The 16425-nt window shown below is 71.3% G+C and carries 15 protein-coding genes; 7 read left to right on the forward strand and 8 right to left on the reverse strand.

Features of this window, described 5'->3' with window-relative positions; all coding sequences use genetic code 11:
• Positions 1-46: 46 nt before the first annotated feature.
• Positions 47-1474: an MFS transporter gene (locus AAFF41_RS16130; protein ID WP_388405600.1), complete on the reverse strand. Its 1428-nt coding sequence runs from the start codon at positions 1472-1474 to the stop codon at positions 47-49.
• Positions 1475-1626: 152 nt separating this feature from the next.
• Entirely contained in the window at positions 1627-2820 is a 1194-nt protein-coding gene (locus tag AAFF41_RS16135) for a lipid-transfer protein (RefSeq protein ID WP_343324114.1), read from the reverse strand.
• Positions 2821-3063: 243 nt separating this feature from the next.
• Between AAFF41_RS16135 and AAFF41_RS16140 the strand changes: the two genes are divergently transcribed.
• The 5 genes from AAFF41_RS16140 (at position 3064) to AAFF41_RS16160 (ending at position 8785) form a co-directional block, all read left to right on the forward strand.
• The gene (locus tag AAFF41_RS16140) at positions 3064-4809 is read left to right on the forward strand and encodes an MFS transporter (RefSeq protein ID WP_144315383.1); all 1746 of its coding nucleotides are present in this window, start codon (positions 3064-3066) and stop codon (positions 4807-4809) included.
• Between the two features lie 157 nt (positions 4810-4966).
• Positions 4967-5629, forward strand: a complete 663-nt coding sequence (locus AAFF41_RS16145) for a class I SAM-dependent methyltransferase (protein ID WP_319743723.1) — start codon at positions 4967-4969, stop codon at positions 5627-5629.
• Positions 5630-5651: 22 nt separating this feature from the next.
• On the forward strand, positions 5652-6653 hold the full coding sequence (locus AAFF41_RS16150; protein WP_319743778.1) for an N-acetylmuramoyl-L-alanine amidase: 1002 nt from the start codon (positions 5652-5654) through the stop codon (positions 6651-6653).
• A 158-nt stretch (positions 6654-6811) separates the two neighbouring features.
• Positions 6812-7648: a hypothetical protein gene (locus tag AAFF41_RS16155; RefSeq protein ID WP_319743780.1), complete on the forward strand. Its 837-nt coding sequence runs from the start codon at positions 6812-6814 to the stop codon at positions 7646-7648.
• Between the two features lie 126 nt (positions 7649-7774).
• Positions 7775-8785 carry an LLM class F420-dependent oxidoreductase gene (locus tag AAFF41_RS16160; protein WP_319743783.1) on the forward strand — a complete coding sequence of 337 codons (1011 nt, stop codon included), beginning with the start codon at positions 7775-7777 and terminating at the stop codon, positions 8783-8785.
• Between the two features lie 55 nt (positions 8786-8840).
• Here AAFF41_RS16160 and AAFF41_RS16165 read toward each other — a convergent pair whose 3' ends face one another.
• Entirely contained in the window at positions 8841-9404 is a 564-nt protein-coding gene (locus AAFF41_RS16165; protein WP_319743785.1) for a hypothetical protein, read from the reverse strand.
• 156 nt (positions 9405-9560) lie between these two features.
• Here AAFF41_RS16165 and AAFF41_RS16170 point away from each other — a divergent pair, with 156 nt between their 5' ends.
• The gene (locus AAFF41_RS16170) at positions 9561-9854 is read left to right on the forward strand and encodes a hypothetical protein (protein WP_054230936.1); all 294 of its coding nucleotides are present in this window, start codon (positions 9561-9563) and stop codon (positions 9852-9854) included.
• 212 nt (positions 9855-10066) lie between these two features.
• Here the strand turns inward: AAFF41_RS16170 and AAFF41_RS16175 are convergent, their stop codons facing one another.
• From AAFF41_RS16175 to AAFF41_RS16185, 3 genes are read right to left on the reverse strand one after another with little or no spacing between them, the layout of a single operon-like run.
• Positions 10067-11143, reverse strand: coding sequence for a prenyltransferase (locus tag AAFF41_RS16175; protein WP_319743787.1), 1077 nt, complete (start codon positions 11141-11143; stop codon positions 10067-10069).
• Positions 11140-11886 carry a class I SAM-dependent methyltransferase gene (locus tag AAFF41_RS16180; RefSeq protein WP_075026596.1) on the reverse strand — a complete coding sequence of 249 codons (747 nt, stop codon included), beginning with the start codon at positions 11884-11886 and terminating at the stop codon, positions 11140-11142. Before AAFF41_RS16180 ends, AAFF41_RS16175 begins: the two co-directional genes overlap by 4 nt.
• Positions 11880-13502 (reverse strand): glycosyltransferase family 4 protein, encoded by a 1623-nt coding sequence (locus AAFF41_RS16185; RefSeq protein ID WP_319743790.1) that lies wholly within the window; start codon positions 13500-13502, stop codon positions 11880-11882. The genes AAFF41_RS16180 and AAFF41_RS16185 overlap by 7 nt, the downstream gene beginning before the upstream one ends.
• Positions 13503-13752: 250 nt before the next feature.
• Here AAFF41_RS16185 and AAFF41_RS16190 point away from each other — a divergent pair, with 250 nt between their 5' ends.
• Positions 13753-14397 carry a TetR family transcriptional regulator gene (locus AAFF41_RS16190; RefSeq protein WP_319743791.1) on the forward strand — a complete coding sequence of 215 codons (645 nt, stop codon included), beginning with the start codon at positions 13753-13755 and terminating at the stop codon, positions 14395-14397.
• A 296-nt stretch (positions 14398-14693) separates the two neighbouring features.
• On the opposite strand, the gene AAFF41_RS16195 is transcribed toward AAFF41_RS16190, so the two are convergent.
• Positions 14694-14927, reverse strand: coding sequence for a ferredoxin (locus AAFF41_RS16195; RefSeq protein WP_054230941.1), 234 nt, complete (start codon positions 14925-14927; stop codon positions 14694-14696).
• A 2-nt stretch (positions 14928-14929) separates the two neighbouring features.
• Positions 14930-16387, reverse strand: coding sequence for an aldehyde dehydrogenase (locus tag AAFF41_RS16200; protein WP_343324115.1), 1458 nt, complete (start codon positions 16385-16387; stop codon positions 14930-14932).
• Positions 16388-16425 lie beyond the last annotated feature (38 nt).

Raw genomic sequence — 16425 nt, forward strand, 5'->3', positions numbered from 1 at the left:
GAGGACCGGATTTCGTTGCCCCGACGGCAGGAGATCTTCGGCGGCCTCAGCGAGCGGAGATCTTCGAGGGCAGCCACAGCAGCATCAGCACCGCCCCGCCGAGCAGCACGTAACCGCCCGTACGGAAGGCCAGCGCGTATCCCGCGGTCAGTGCCTGTGCCGACGAGTCGCTCCCCGTACGCGAGGCCGCGATGGTCGACATGACGGCGAGACCGAGCGAACCGCCCATCGTGCGGGAGGTGTTGACCAGCCCGGACACCAGACCGGCGTCCCCCGGCGCCGCCCCCGAGGTCGCGAGCGAGGCGAGCGGGGTGGCGGCCAGCCCCGCGCCCGCCATCATCAGGACCCCGGGGAACATGATCGCCGTCAGGTAGGAGCCGTCGGCCGTCATCGTCGACTGCCAGCCGAAGCCCGCCGCGGCGACCAGCGACCCGATGACGGCGACGTTGCGCGCCCCGACCACCGGCATGAGCCGCGGTGCGAGTTTCGAGCCCAGGACCACCGCCAGTGAGCTCGGCACCAGCGCGAGCCCGGCACCCAGCGGCGAGTAGCCGAGCACGTTCTGCGCGTACAGCGTCATGAAGAACCACATGCAGAACATCGCGGAGCCGCACACGAACATGGCCGCGTTCGCCGACGCCACCGCCCGCACACCGAGCAGGCGCAGCGGCATCAGCGGCACCCGCGTCCGCGCCTCGACCAGGAGGAACAGGCCGATCAGCGCGAGCCCGGCACACAGCGGTACGAGGGTCGCGGCCGCCGCCCACCCCTCCGCCTCGGTCTGCACGATCCCGTACGCGAGGGTCGCGAGCCCCGCCGTCACCAGCAGCGCGCCCGGCAGGTCGAGCCGCCGCCCGTCCCCGGCCCGGCTCTCCACGAGCCACCGTGCGGCGCCCGCCAGCACCACCGCGCCCACCGGCACGTTGATCAGCAGCACCCACCGCCACGACAGCCCGTCCACCAGCAGGCCGCCGACCAGACCGCCGGCCGCCCCGCCCCCGGCGCCGACCGCCGTCCAGGTCGCGATGGCCCGCGCGCGGGCGGCGCCCTCCGGGACCGCCGAGGTGAGGATCGTCAGCGTCGAGGGCGCGAGCACCGCCGCTCCGAGCCCCTGCGCGGCCCGCGCGACCAGCAACTGCCAGCCCGCCTGGGCGAGCCCGCCGCCCAGCGAGGCCACCGTGAACAGCGCGAGCCCCACCAGGAACATCCGCTTGCGCCCGTACAGGTCACCGGCCCGCCCGCCGAGCAGCATGAACCCGGCGAAGGCGATCGCGTACGCGTTGACCACCCACTGCAGCCCCGGCGCGCTCAGCCCCAGGTCGGTCCGCATGGACGGCAGCGCCACGTTCACGACGGACACGTCGAGCACGACGAGGAACTGTCCGGCGCAGGCGAGCGCCACCACCAGCCAGGTGGGCGGCGCGACGCGAGCTGATATTCGGGTGTCTTCCGCGGCTCGAAGCATGAGGGTCATGCTCTCAACCGCCCTACGGTCCTTGCATCGGGATTTCGCCGCACTCGCCCTGGGCCACAGGTCCTAGGGCCACCCGTGCACCCGGCATCGAGGCGGCCTCGAACATCGAGGCAGCCCGAACATCGCGGCAGCCTCGAGCGGAGCTCTGGTGATCAGCCCGCCGCCCGCAGCAGCGTGACCACCGCCGCGCCGCCCAGCCCGATGTTGTGGGCGAGCCCGACCCGCGCGCCCGGCACCTGCCGGGGCCCCGCCTCGCCCCTCAACTGCCACACCAGCTCGGCCACTTGGGCGATCCCGGTCGCCCCCAGCGGATGCCCCTTGGAGATCAGCCCGCCGGACGGGTTCACGACCCACCGCCCGCCGTACGTCGTGGCCCCCGACTCGACGAGTTTGCCGGACTCCCCCTCCTCGCACATCCCGAGCGCCTCGTAGGTCAGCAGCTCGTTGATGGAGAAGCAGTCGTGCAGTTCCACGACGTCCACGTCGTCGATGCCGAGTCCCGACCGCTCGTACACCTGGCGCGCGGCCTCCCGCGACATCGGCTGTCCGACGACGTCGACGCAGGAGCCGGACGCGAAGGACTCCTCGGTGTCGGTGGTCATGGCCTGCGCGACGATCTCGACGACCTGGCGCGCCGGCTCGTGCCGCTCCAGGAACCGTTCGGACACGACGACCGCGGCGGCGGCCCCGTCCGAGGTGGGCGAGCACTGGAGTTTCGTCAGCGGCCGGTGCACGACCCGGGCGGCGAGGATCTCGTCGACGCCGTACACGTCCTGGAACTGGGCGTAGGGATTGTTCGCCGAGTGGCGGTGGTTCTTGGCACCGACGGCGGCGAGCTGTGCCTCGGTGGTGCCGTACTTCTCCATGTGCTCGCGCGCCGCGTCGCCGAAGATCTGCGCGGTGGGCGGGGACATCTCGAAGCCGTGCCGGGCGGCCATGACGCCGTAGTGGCGGGCCACCGGAGACGTCGAGAAGTCTCCCCCGTCCGCACCGCCCCCCAGCGCCCCGCGCTTCATCTTCTCGAAGCCCAGCGCGAGCACACAGTCCGCGACCCCGCCCTCGACGAACTGCCGGGCCAGCATCAGCGCGCTCGATCCGGTGGCGCAGTTGTTGTTGACGTTGTAGACGGGGACGCCGGTCAGGCCGAGTTCGTACGCGGCGCGCTGGCCGGCGGTCGAGGGCTGGAAGCAGTAGCCGACAGGAACCTGTTCCACCTCGGCGTACGTGATCCCGGCGTCCGCGAGCGCGGCACCGCCCGCCTCTCTCGCCATGTCCCAGTACTGCCAATCACGGGTCTCGGGCTTCTCGAACCTGGTCATCCCGACCCCGGCGACATAGGCCTTCATGGCGCGTCAGATTAGAACACGTTCCATTTATCCGCCAGGTCTGATGCCGGGTCAGTTCTTCATGGGAAGGTCAAGATTTTGTTAGTACGCCGAAGCATCGGAATAGTTGCCCAGGCGCACCGGGTTCCTGATGCACGTATCCCGCACGCACTCCCGCGCGGTCCCGCACGGAATCCCGCACGGATCGCCCACCGCTCCACTCCTCCTTCCTCCCTCTCTCTTTTGGCCTGGAGGCCTCACGCAATGACGCACACGACGACCGACCAGCCCACCCGGAGGCCCGGCGGCGCGATCGTGCCGGTGCTGGCCTTCGCGGGCATCGTTGTCGCGGTGATGCAGACCCTGCTCGTTCCGGTCATCAAGGACCTGCCGGAGCTGCTGGGCACCGCACCCAGCAACGCCACCTGGGTGATGACCTCGACGCTGCTCGCGGGAGCCGTGGCCACGCCGATCATGGGTCGGCTCGGTGACCTCTACGGCAAGCGGCGGATGCTGCTCGCGAGCCTGTCCGTGATGGTCGTCGGCTCGCTCATAGCCGGTTTCACCAGCACACTGCTGGTGATGATCGTCGGCCGCGCCCTGCAGGGCTTCGCCATGGGCGCGATCCCGCTCGGCATCGGCCTGATGCGGGACATGCTGCCCCGCGAGAAGCTCGGCGAGGCGATGGCCCTCATGAGCTCCTCCATCGGCGTCGGCGGCGGACTCGCGCTGCCGGTCGCGGCCCTGGTCGCGCAGCACGCCGACTGGCACGCCCTCTTCTTCCTCGCCGCCGGTCTCGGCGCCGTCGCGATCGTCCTGACCCTCGTCGCCGTCCCGGAGTCCCCGATGCGCGCCGAGGGCACCTTCGACGGACTGGGCGCGGCGGGCCTGTCCGCGGGCCTCGTCCTCTTCCTGCTGCCGATCACCAAGGGCAGCGACTGGGGCTGGACCTCGACCACCACGCTCGGCCTGTTCGCCGCGTCGGCCGTCGTCCTGCTCCTGTGGGGCGTGATGGAACTGCGCGTGAAGGCGCCGCTGGTCGACCTGCGCACCACCGCCCGCCGCTCGGTGCTCTTCACCAACCTCGCCTCGATCATGGTCGGCGTCTCCTTCTACGTCGTCTCGCTCGTCCTGCCGCAGCTGCTCCAGCTGCCGAAGGCCACCGGCTACGGCCTCGGCCAGTCGATGGTGGTCGCGGGTCTGTGCGTGGCGCCGCTCGGCCTGACGATGATGTTCACCGCGCCGGTCTACGCCCGGATCTCCGCGAAGTACGGCCCCAAGGTCACCCTGATCCTCGGCATGCTGATCATCGCGATCGGCTACGGCGCCGGCCTCGGTCTGATGAGCGCCGCCTGGCAGACCATCGTGATCTCGGTGGTCCTGGGCGCGGGCATCGGCCTCGCCTACTCCTCGCTGCCCGCGCTGATCGTCGGCTCCGTCCCGGCCTCGGAGACGGGCGCGGCCAACGGCCTCAACACCCTGATGCGCTCGATCGGCACGTCGGTCTCCAGCGCCGTCATCGGCATGGTGCTCGCCAACACCGCGAACAACGTCGGCGGCCTCGAGGTCCCCACCATGCACGGTTTCCGGGTCTCCTTCCTGATCGCCACCGGCGCGGTCGCCATCGGTCTGCTCTTCGCCCTGCTGCTGCCGGGCCGGCGCCCGGCGACCAAGCCGCAGCTGCGCGCGAGCAGCGAGGAGGACGCGGCCCTGGAGCGCGCCCAGGAGGTGCTCCGCGGCTTCCGCGGCCGGGTGCTGGACGCCGACGGCGGCACGGTCGCCCGCGCCAAGGTCACCCTGATCGACCGGCGCGGTCGCCAGGCGGGCGCCACGCTCTCCGAGGCGGACGGCAGCTATGTGCTCGCCGTGCCCGCCGAGGGCGCGTACGTCCTCGCCGCCAGGGCACCGGGCCACGGCCCGCTCGCCTCCTCGGCGACCCACTCCGGCGACGACCGCCCCGTGGAGCTGGACCTCGCACTGCCGAGCGAGACCGTCCCGGCCCAGGCCTGACCCGAACGACAGTTCCTGGGGCCCGGCCCCACCGCACCACACCCCCGTCCCCGACGCGACGGGGGTGTGGTGCACCATGGGGCGCTCACAGGCACGTACGCGCGGACCCGCACAGGCAGACGTGCGGCTGCCGTTCGCACCCGATGGAGGACCCCCGATGCAGGACCCCACGCCCGCGGCACCCAAGCCGGAGATCCTGGCCGCCTTCGAGGCCGCGAAGGGGTTCATGCCGCTCCGTGAGGGACTCGCGCTGTACGACGCCGCGGCCGAGGCGGGCCGGCTCGGACTGCCCCTGCTGGAGGTCGGCACGTACTGCGGGCGCTCCACGATCCTGCTCGCGGACGCGGCGCGCGCGGCCGGGGTGACGGCGATCACCGTCGACCACCACCGGGGCAGCGAGGAGCAGCAGCCCGGGTGGGAGTACCACGACCCGGCCACGGTCGACCCCGAGATCGGCCGGATGGACACCCTTCCCACCTTCCGCCGCACCCTCCACAATGCGGGTCTGGAGGACCAGGTGGTCGCGATGGTCGGCCGTTCACCGCAGATCGCCGCCTTCTGGCGCACGCCCCTCGGTCTCGTCTTCATCGACGGCGGCCACACGGACGAGCACGCCTCCGGCGACTACGAGGGCTGGGCGCCGCACGTCGCCGAGGGTGGCCTGCTCCTCATCCACGACGTGTTCCCCGACCCGGCCGACGAGTTCACCGGCCAGGCCCCCTACCGCGTCTACCTCCGGGCCCTGGAGTCCGGCGCGTTCACCGAGGTCTCGGCGACCGACTCACTGCGCGTCCTGCGGCGAACGGGAGCGGGGATCTGAGCGCGCGGTTAGAGTCGCTGACGTGTCGTACGTAGGTCCTGACTTCGATCCTCCCGGCCCTCGCCGCTCCCGGCGTGGACCGATGACGGTGGCGGTCGCCGCGCTGGTGCCGGGTGCGCTGGTGGGGTGGCTGGTGTGGCAGGCGGTGGGTGACTCGGGCGGCGGGGGCAGTACGTCCGCCACGTCGACGACCTCCTCCGGCGCACCCGGGGCTTCCTCCGCGGCACCCGGATCCGCCTCCGCCGCGGCGCGGACACCGAGCGCGTCCGGGACGGACGACGGGAAGCCGCCGAGCTCGACCTTCTCCGGCCCCGCCACTCCCTCGGCCTCGGACCTGCCCGCCGCCGCGGGACCCCTCAAGGGCAAGGTCGTCGTCATCGACCCGGGCCACAACCCCGGCAACTTCCAGCACTCGGCCGACATCAACCGCAAGGTGGACATCGGCACCAACTGGAAGGAGTGCGACACGACCGGCACGTCGACCAACGCGGGTTACACGGAAGCCCGGTTCACGCTCGACGTCGCCCGCCGGCTGCGTACGCTCCTGCAACAGGAGGGCGCCACGGTGAAGTTCACCCAGGACGGCGACCGTTCCTGGGGCCCGTGCGTCGACGAGCGGGCCCGCATCGGCAACGACGCGCACGCCGACGCGGTCGTCTCCGTCCACGCGGACGGCTCCGCGGCCGGCAACCGCGGCTTCCACGTCATCCTTCCCGCGTCCGTCCACTCCGGCGGCGCCGACACCCGCGCGATCGTCGCCCCCTCCCGCGATCTCGGCGAGCGCATCGCGGGCAACTTCGTCCGCGACACCGGCAGCGCGCCCTCCAACTACATCGGCGGCGGCACCGGACTCGACGTCCGCAGTGATCTCGGCGGTCTCAATCTGTCAACGGTTCCCAAGGTGTTCATCGAGTGCGGCAACATGCGCGATAGCAAGGACGCTGCGTTGCTGACCAGTGGCGCATGGCGGCAGAAGGCGGCGCGTGGGATCTCTGAGGGAATCGTGAGTTTCCTGCGCGGGTAGTGATCGGCGGATCGAACCCGACGGACACCCTGATCGGACGGGCGATAGTGTCGTCCCTACGATGAGGGGCCACCCCCGCGCTTCACACCAGGGCCTTACGGCGACATGGTGTCAGCGACGCCTCCACCGACGACGAGACGACTGACGAAGGACCTGAAGTGAATATCCGCTCCCTCACTCGAGGCGACGGCGTGGTGATCGGAGCAGCGGTATTGCTGTTCATCGCGTCGTTCCTCGACATTTTTTCGATCGACGGGGCCTCTAGCGGTGCCAGCATCCCCAGCGCCTGGTCGAGCGGACCGCTGCTGCTGAGCGTGGTCCTGGCCGGCATCATCGGGGCCGCGCTGGTCGTCGTCTCCCACGGCCTGCCGCAGGTGCCCAAGATCGTCGGACTCGACCTCGGCCAGTTCGGTGTCGCCTTCACGGTCTTCGCCGCGTGGAGCGCGCTCGGGAACGTCTTCGACCCGATGGGCGGCGTCGACAACGTCGGCAGCGCCTCGGACGCGGGCGTCAGCGCCGGCACCGGCCTCATCCTCGCGTTCATCGCGACGCTGATCATGGCCGCCGGCGCCATCGCCACCCCGCTCGTCCCGGCCCTGCAGGCCGCGCTCGTCCCCGCCCCCAAGCCCGCCGCGCCCCAGCCCTACGGCGCCCAGCCGCCCGGGGGTTACGGCTACCCCGGTGCCCAGCAGCCGGGTCAGGCCTTCGGCGGTCAGCCGCAGCAGGGGCAGGCGTTCGGCGGTCAGCCCAGCCAGCCGCAGCAGGCGCCGACCCCGCAACCGCAGCCGCCCGCCGGTGACTTCTCGCCGTTCTGGTTCGCCGTACCGGTGCCGCGCCCGCTGTTCGCGGAGGACGGTTCACAGACGCCGATCGCCGAACTCGCGCCGGGTACCTGGTACCTGGCCGTGGAGCAGCGCGGCGCGAACCTGGTGGCCCAGACGCAGGACGGCCGTCGCGGCGTGCTGCAGGACACCTCCGGGATCCAGCGCGGCTGACCGCCTCGTCCGCTCCCGTACGGCCTCCGACGGCCCCTCGTCCTTCCGGGCGGGGGGCCGTTGCCGTACAGTCGCCTGGCCCGAACGTGACTGACGTCCCGTCAGAACCGCACACCAGGAGGGTTCATGCGGCTCGGCCTCGCACTCGGCTACTGGGGGCGCGGCCCCTCCGCGGACCATCTGCCGCTCGCCCAGGAGGCGGAGCGGCTCGGCTATCACTCCGTGTGGACCGCCGAGTCCTGGGGCTCGGACGTCTTCACCCCGCTGACCTGGATCGCCGCGCACACGACCCGTATCCGGCTCGGCACGGCCGTCGCGCAGATGGCCGCCCGCTCCCCCACCACCACCGCGATGCACGCGCTCACCCTCGACCACCTCTCGGGCGGGCGCATGATGCTCGGCCTCGGGCTGTCGGGGCCACAGGTCGTGGAGGGCTGGTACGGGCGTCCGTTCCCGAAGTCTCCGCTGACCGCGACCCGGGAGTACGTCGATGTCGTACGTCAGGTCCTCCGGCGCGAAGGGCCCGTCGAACTCGACGGCCGCTTCCACCAGCACCCCTACCGGGGCGAGGACGGCACCGGGCTCGGCAAGCCGCTGAAGCCGATCACACATCCGCTCCGCGCCGACCTGCCGATCCTGCTCGGCGCCGAGGGGCCGAAGAACATCGCACAGACGACCCGGATCGCGGACGGCTGGCTGCCGCTGTACTGGTCGCCGACCCGCCCAGGAGCCTACGAGGCCGCGCTGAGCGATCTCCCCGCCGACTTCCTCGTCGCCCCCATGGCTCACGTCCGCGTCTGCGACGACGTCGCCGAAGGGCTGCTGCCCGTGAAGGCGATGCTCGGCTTCTACATCGGCGGGATGGGGCACGCGGCGCGCAACTTCCACGCCGATCTGATGGCACGGATGGGGTACGAGGAGGAGGCCCGGCTCATCCAGGAGCTGTTCCTCGCCGGACGCCGCCAGGAAGCGGTGCTCGCCGTCCCGGACGCGTTCGCCGACGAGATCTCCCTCGTCGGACCGCGAGAACGCATCGCCGAGCGGCTGGAGTCGTGGCGCAAGGGCCCGGTGACGGACCTGCTGGTCCTGTCACCGGACCCTCACACGCTACGGGTCCTCGCCGAGCTCAACTCCTAGCCCCGGCACGGTCCACGCCGAGCTCAACTCCCAGGGGCGGCACGGCGGGCGGGGCTCAGCCGCCGGACAGCTGCGAGGTCGACGGCACCTTGTCGGTGACCGGGGCGCCCGCGCTCTTGCCCGCGTCCTTCACCTTGTTGATGATGTCGTCGAACGAACCCACGGTCGCGTCCGTCGAGTCGCCCTTGCGGAGCTTGGACGGCAGGTTCTTGAGGGCGTCGATGCCCGCGGTGAGCGGGGCGACGGCCTTGGCGAGGGTGGGGTCGCCCTGGGCGTTCCTGCTCGCGGCCTTGAGCCGGTTGTACGCGAACGTGCCGGCCACGGCCGCCTTGATCAGGGCGGTCCTGCGGCCCTTGGCGCCCTTCTTGAACTTGCCGGCCTTCCAGGGCTTCACGATCCACTGGTAGGTGGCTCCTGCGGCCAGGCCCGCGTTCGCCACGAAGCGGGTCTTGGAGAGCTTCTGTTTCTCCACGGTGCTGCTGCTGGACGGGGTGGCGGCCGCCACGACGGCGGCGCTGTCCTTGGTGGCGCTGCTGCCACTGCCGCAGGCCGTGGCACCGGCGAGCAGGGCGCAACAGACGGTGAGCGCCACGACGAGGCGCCGTATCGGTACGGGCACGGGGTCCTCCGGGGAAGGGAACGGTTCTCCCGGTTTCCGGGAGACACGGCTCTTCCAGCAGGCTCACCCGAACACGGCCGCTGCGCCACTCGAGCGAGGCGTTCGGGTTCCGTCCCCCACGGGTTTCATCCACGGATACGCGGCAACCCGGAGGTCATGTCCCCTCGATATCGCAACGGTTCCAACCAAGCGGGCACGGTCATCGCGATCGTCGCCGACGTGATGGCCGTCATCCTCGGCCTGTGGATCCTGATGTACCTCCTGGACGCGAACCGGGCCAACGACCTGGTCCAGTTCGTCCACAACGTGGCGAGCTGGCTGGCCGGCTGGTCCCGCGACCTGTTCACCTTCGACAAGGCGTGGGCACGCGTGGTCGCGGGTTACGGCCTGGCCGCCGTCGTGTACCTCTTCATCGGCCACGCCATCGCCAACCGCATGCACCGCCACTGAGCCGGCCCCGCCGGGCTGCCGACAGGCCCTAGGGCCTGTCCGGCCGATCATGCCGCAGACGCGGGGTCTGGTGCGCCCGTCTGCGGCGTTGTCGTCGGTTGCCGATGCTCCGCGTCGACGCCCTCCTCCGCCTTGCAGCCCGCACCAGACCCCGCTCACCCGCGCTCATGAGGCGCCGTTACTTTCCTCCGACCTGATCCGCCGGACAGGCCCTAGCAGCACTCCGCGTCGAGGCCCAGCGGCAGGCGCTCGCCGCCGAAGACCGCGCAGGTCGGCTCGTCGCCGCCGAGCGCGGCGACGGCGAGGAGCAGCGAGCCGGCCGTCCAGCTGGTCAGTTCCTCGGGCCAGATCGTCCGGGCGTCGAAGACGTAGCCCGTCCAGTAGAGGCCCGTCTTCGGGTCGCGCAGGTGCTGGATGGACTGGAGGATCTCCAGGGCACGGTCGGACTCGCCCACGGCCCACAACGCCAGGGCGAGTTCGGCCGACTCACCGCCGGTCACCCACGGGTTGGGCACCACACAGCGCACGCCGAGCCCCGGGACCACGAACCGGTCCCAGCCCTCCGCTATCCGGGCCTCGGCCTCGGAGCCGGTCAACGCGCCGCCGAGCACCGGGTAGTACCAGTCCATCGAGTAGCGGTCCTTGTCGAGGAACCGCTCGGGGTGCCTGCGGATCGCGTGCCGCAGCGCGCCGACCGCCAACTCCCAGTCGGGCTGCGGCTCTTCTCGCTGCTCGGCGATGGCGAGCGCGCAGCGCAGCGCGTGGTGGATGGACGAACTCCCGGTCAGCAGGCCGTCCTCGACCGCCGTGCCGTCGTCCTCGCGCTTCCAGCCGATCTGCCCGCCGGGTTGCTGGAGGCGCAGCACGAACTCCACGGCCGCGTAGACCGCGGGCCACATCCGGTCGAGGAAGGCGTCGTCGCCGGTGGCGAGGTAGTGGTGCCAGACGCCGACCGCGATGTAGGCGCAGAAGTTGGTCTCCCGGCCGCGGTCGGTGACGTCGTCCGCGTCCCCGTCGGCGTAGGCCGCGTACCAGGAGCCGTCCTGGTTCTGGTGCCGGGCCAGCCACTCGTACGCCCGCTCGGCCGCCTCGTGCTCCCCCGCCGCGTCCAGTGCCATGGCCGCCTCGGTGTGGTCCCACGGGTCGAGGTGGTGTCCGCGGAACCACGGTATGGCGCCGTCGGGTCGCTGCACCCCGAGGACGGCCCGCACCGTGGCGGCGGCCTCCTCCGCGGTGAGGACCCCGGGCAGGACGAGGTGTTCTGTCCGGGGCGTGCGTGGAGTCGTCACGAAGCGTCCACCGCGGCGGAGTCGAGGGGCAGGTGGGGCTTGGTCGCGTACGCCACGAAGCTCTTGCCGATCAGCGGGTTCAGCGCGTTCTCGGCGACCCGGGTGGCCAGGGGCTTCTTCATGATGTCCCAGACCAGCAGCTTGTGGTACGCCCGCACGGGCAGCGCCTTGTCGTTGTCGACGCCGAACGCGCACTTCAGCCACCAGTAGGGGCTGTGCAGGGCGTGGGCGTGATGGGTGCCGTACGGCTTGAGCCCGGCCTCCTTCATCTTGCCCAGCAGCTCGTCCGCCTTGTAGATGCGGATGTGGCCGCCCTCGACCTCGTGGTACGCGTCGGACAGGGTCCAGCAGACCTTCTCCGGTCCGTAGCGCGGCACGGTGATCGCTATGCGGCCGCCCGGCTTCAGCACGCGCACCATCTCGGCGAGGACGCCCTTGTCGTCCGGGATGTGCTCCATGACCTCGGAGATGATCACGACGTCGAAGGACGCGTCGGGGAAGGGCAGCGCGAGCGCGTCGCCCTCCATCGCGGTCGCGGTGGCGCCGGCCGGGGCCTCGCCGGCCTCCTTCATCGCCGCGAACCACTTGGCGACCTCGCGGATCTCCTCGCCGTTCTGGTCCAGCGCGACGACCTGGGCGCCGCGCCGGTAGCACTCGAACGCGTGCCGGCCGGCACCGCATCCGAGGTCCAGTACGCGGTCGCCCGGGGCGAGCGGGAACCGGGAGAAGTCGACGGTCAGCACGTGGCCCTGCTTTCACGATCGGAGGTGGGAGTGACGCCCGTCGCCGGGCCGAAATCTACGGGGCCGGGGGTCCCTGCGGGGCCGGGAGCGGAAACAGCGCCCACACCGGCCGTGGCGACGGCTGCCGGGGCGGGGTCGTCCGGCGCGACGGCGGACGCCTGCGCGGCCGGGACCGCTGCGGCAGCTGCCGGTGCGGTGACCTTTGGCGCGACGGCCTCCTGCGCAGGAGCGCCCGACGGGGCGGCGCCCGGCGCGATGGCCGTCGGCGCGACGGGGGTCCCCCCGCGCGAGCGGAGCCGAGCGGGGGAGAGGGCCATCGCCTCGCGGTAGTGGGCCACCGTGCCCTCGGCGGCGCGGGCCCAGGTGAAGCGGTCCAGTACCCGCGCGCGTCCGGCGGAGCCGAGCCGTAGCCCGAGTTCGGGATCGCCCAGCACCCGGCTCAGCGCGGCGGCCAGCGCCCCCGAGTCGCCGGGCGGAACCGCGAGGCAGGTCTCGCCGTCGGGTCCGGCGACCTCCGGGATCGCCCCGCCGGTGGTGGCCACCAGCGGCGTCCCCGTGGCCATCGCCTCGGCGGCGGGCAGGGAGAACCCCTCGTACAGGGACGGCACGCAGGCGACCTCGGCGGACCGTACGAGGTCGACGAGCTCCGCGTCCGAGATGCCCTTGACGAACTCGACGGCGCGCTCGAGGCCGTACCGCTCTATGGCCTGGGCGACCGGCCCGTCCTCGGCACGCTTGCCGACAACGACGAGATGCGCGCCGGGGTGCTCGGTGCGCACCTTGGCGAGCGCCTCGACGAGGTGGATGAGCCCCTTGAGGGGCACGTCCGCGCTGGACGTGGTGACGATCCGGCCCGGCACCTGCGGCACGGACGGATCGGGCGAGAAGAGGTCGGTGTCCGCGCCGATGTGCACGACGTGGACACGGTCCCGGGCGACGCCCAGGTGGTCGACGATCTCCTGCTGCGAACTGCCGGAGACGGTGAGCACCGACGGCAGACGGCGCGCGACACGCTTCTGCATGCGCGTGAAGGCGTACCAGCGGCGTACCGACGCGCGGCGCCGGCGCCCCTCGGCGGCGTCGAGCTCCAACTGGCGGTCGACGGTGATGGGGTGGTGGATGGTGGTGACCAGCGGCGCGCCGACGTCCCCCAGCAGCCCGTACCCGAGCGTCTGGTTGTCGTGCACGACGTCGAAGTCCCCGCGCCGGGCGCGCAGATGACGGCGGGCGCGCAGGGAGAAGGTCAGGGGTTCGGGGAAGCCGCCGGTCCACATCGTGCCGACCTCGACCGCGTCGATCCAGTCGCGGAACTCCTCGCGCCTCGGGGTGCGAAAGGGGTCCGGCTGGCGGTACAGGTCGAGGCTGGGCAGTTCCGTGAGGGTGAGATTGTGGCCGAGCTCGGGGAGGTTCTCGTCCAGCACGGGATACGGCTGGGATCCGATGACCTCGACCCGGTGGCCGAGGCGGGCCAGTTCGCGCGAGAGGTGCCGTACGTACACGCCCTGACCGCCGCAGAACGGGTTCCCCTTGTACGTGAGGAGCGCGATGCGCAACGGTCCGTCACCGTTGGTGGCCGCGCCCGCTCCGGGGCCCGCCTCCATGGCCTCAGCGGTCACTTACGGCCCCCTTCTCCCTGCACATTCCCGCGAGATTACGCCGGGACGCTAATCTAGAACAAGTTTCAGACTTGATCGTTCGAGGAGCACTGAATCTACCGGCAGGTAGCGTCTCTGTGAGCAGTGGATCAGGTGATCCGCGCCACGACGGAAGCGTCGGGACGGATGACATGACGGATGTGTTCTGACCCACGGAAGTGTCTGCCATGCTGTCTCGTCGCTCCTCCAGCTGAACCACGGAACGGGACCCATGCCTGCGGAAGTCAAGGTGGAAGCCAAGTCCGCGCGACCCGCCGCGCAGCCGGCCTCTCCCCCGCTCACCGAGCGGCAGGAGGCACGCCGCCGCCGGATCCTGCACGCGAGCGCGCAGTTGGCCAGCCGGGGTGGCTTCGACGCGGTGCAGATGCGCGAGGTCGCGGAGTCCTCGCAGGTCGCCCTCGGCACGCTGTACCGCTACTTCCCCTCGAAGGTGCATCTGCTGGTCGCCACCATGCAGGACCAGTTGGAGCACATGCACGGCACCCTCCGCAAGAAGCCGCCGGCCGGGGACACGGCGGCGGAGCGGGTGGCGGAGACGCTGATGCGGGCATTCCGCGCCCTGCAGCGCGAGCCGCACCTCGCCGACGCCATGGTCCGCGCGCTGACCTTCGCGGACCGCAGTGTGAGCCCCGAGGTCGACCAGGTGTCCCGGCAGACCACGGTGATCATCCTGGACGCGATGGGGCTGGACGACCCGAGCCCCGCGCAGCTCTCCGCGGTCCGGGTCATCGAGCACACCTGGCACTCGGCCCTGATCACCTGGCTCTCCGGCCGCGCCTCCATCGCCCAGGTCAAGATCGACATCGAGACGGTGTGCCGCTTGATCGACCTGACGGAGCCGACCGAGAGGCGCTAGGCATGGCGTCGGTGCACGAAGGCACGTGAAAACCTACGAGACGGGTTCCCTTCGCCGGCATGGTCCGGATCAGGTGATGGAGGTCGCCTTCCGGTCCGACTACTACCTTCAGGCCTCTCAGCCCGACCGTCGACGTCGGCCCCGGCGGAAGTTGCTGCCTCTCGCCAAAGTCGGCTACTCCGGTTGAACTCCCTCACTCGCCTCGTAGGCCACTACCAGGATAGAACGCCTACAGCGGAATGAAGCCACTCAAAGAGGGACTTTTTTTTCAGGATCGCGCCCGATCTCTCCCGCCCTCAGTCCTCCGGTGGAAACACCGGCTCCCCGCTGCCCAGCAGTGTGATCATGATGGCCTCCACCGGACAGCTCTCCGCCGCCTCGAGGATCTTCTCGTTGGCGTCGGTCTCGGCCTCGGCCGGATGCGACTGCATGGCGGTGTCGAGCCGGAAGGCCTCCGGGGCGCGGTGGACGCACTGGGCGGAGCCGATGCAGACGGAGCGGTCGACCTCGACCCCCCAGCGGTCGCCCATCCTCAGGCCTCCCAGCCGGCCGGCAGGTGGATCATCTTGTGCTCGAGGAACTCGCCGTACCCCTCGGGCCCGAACTCCCGCCCCAGCCCCGAGTTCTTGTAGCCGCCGAAGGGGCCGAGCATGTCGAGGCTGAAGGTGTTCACCGAGTACGTGCCGGTACGGACCTGCCGCGCGACGTCGATGCCGTGCGCGACGTCCGCCGTCCAGACGCTGCCGCTCAGCCCGTAGTCGGAGTCGTTGGCGATCTTCACGGCCTCGTCCTCGTCGCCGTACGGGAGGAGGCAGATCACCGGCCCGAAGATCTCCTCCCGGGCGATCCGCATGGAGTTGTCGACGTCCCCGAAGAGGGTCGGCTCGACGTACCAGCCCCGGTCGAGCCCGTGCGGACGGCCACCACCGGTGAGGATCTTGGCGCCTTCCTCCTGGCCGATGCGGATGTAGTCGAGGTTGCGCTGCTGCTGGCGCCTTGCGACCAGCGGGCCGACCTGGGTGGCCGGGTCCAGCGGGTCCCCGACGACCAGCGCGCCCGCCGCCGCGGCGAAGGCGTCCGCGAACTCGTCGTAGCGCGAGCGCGGCAGCAGGATGCGGGTCTGCGCGACGCACGCCTGCCCGTTGTTCATCCAGGCCGCCGAGACGATTCCGGGGACGGCGGTGGCGAGGTCCGCGTCCGGCAGGACCACCGCCGCCGACTTCCCGCCCAGCTCCAGCGTCACACGGGTGAGGTTGCGCGAGGCGACCTCCATCACGCGCCGGCCCGCCGCGACCGATCCGGTGAAGGAGACCTTGTCGATGCCGGGGTGTCCGACCAGGTACTCGCTGACCTCGCGGTCGGCGGGCAGGATCGACAGGACACCCTCCGGCAGCCCGGCCTCCTTCGCGATCTCGCCCAGCAGATAGGCGTCCAGGGGCGATTCGGGCGACGGCTTCAGTACGACCGTGCAGCCGGTCAGCAGCGCGGGCGCGAGCTTGGCGGCCGCCACGAACTGCGGCACGTTCCACGGCACCACGGCCGCGACCACGCCCACCGGCTCGCGCCGCACGAGGATCCGCCCGAGGACGCCGTCGCGTGTCTCCTCGTACGTGAAGTTCCGGGCGACCGTGAGCGCCGCGTCCCACACCATCATCGCCCCGAGGGCCTGCGCGAGGACGCTCCAGGAGTACGGGGAGCCGTTCTCGGAGGAGATGACCCGGGCGATCTCCTCGTGCCGTACCGCGATCCCGTCCTTGATCCGGGTGACGACCTCGATCCGCTCGTCGAGGCTCATCCGGGGCCAGGGTCCTTCGTCGAAGGCCCGGCGCGCGACGGCGACCGCCCGGTCCACGTCCTCGGTCGACGCGTGCGGGACGCGTCCGATGACCTCCTCGGTGTGCGGCGAGATCACCTCGATGACGTCCGTGCCCAGGGGGTCCGTCAACTCCCCGCCTATGAACAGCTGTCCGTGCTCCACGAGCTCGGTCACGACCGACCGCCTCCCTGGTTTCTGACGCTTCATCAGAT

Origin of the sequence: Streptomyces mirabilis, from assembly GCF_039503195.1 — a bacterium.
Taxonomy (GTDB): domain Bacteria; phylum Actinomycetota; class Actinomycetes; order Streptomycetales; family Streptomycetaceae; genus Streptomyces; species Streptomyces mirabilis_D.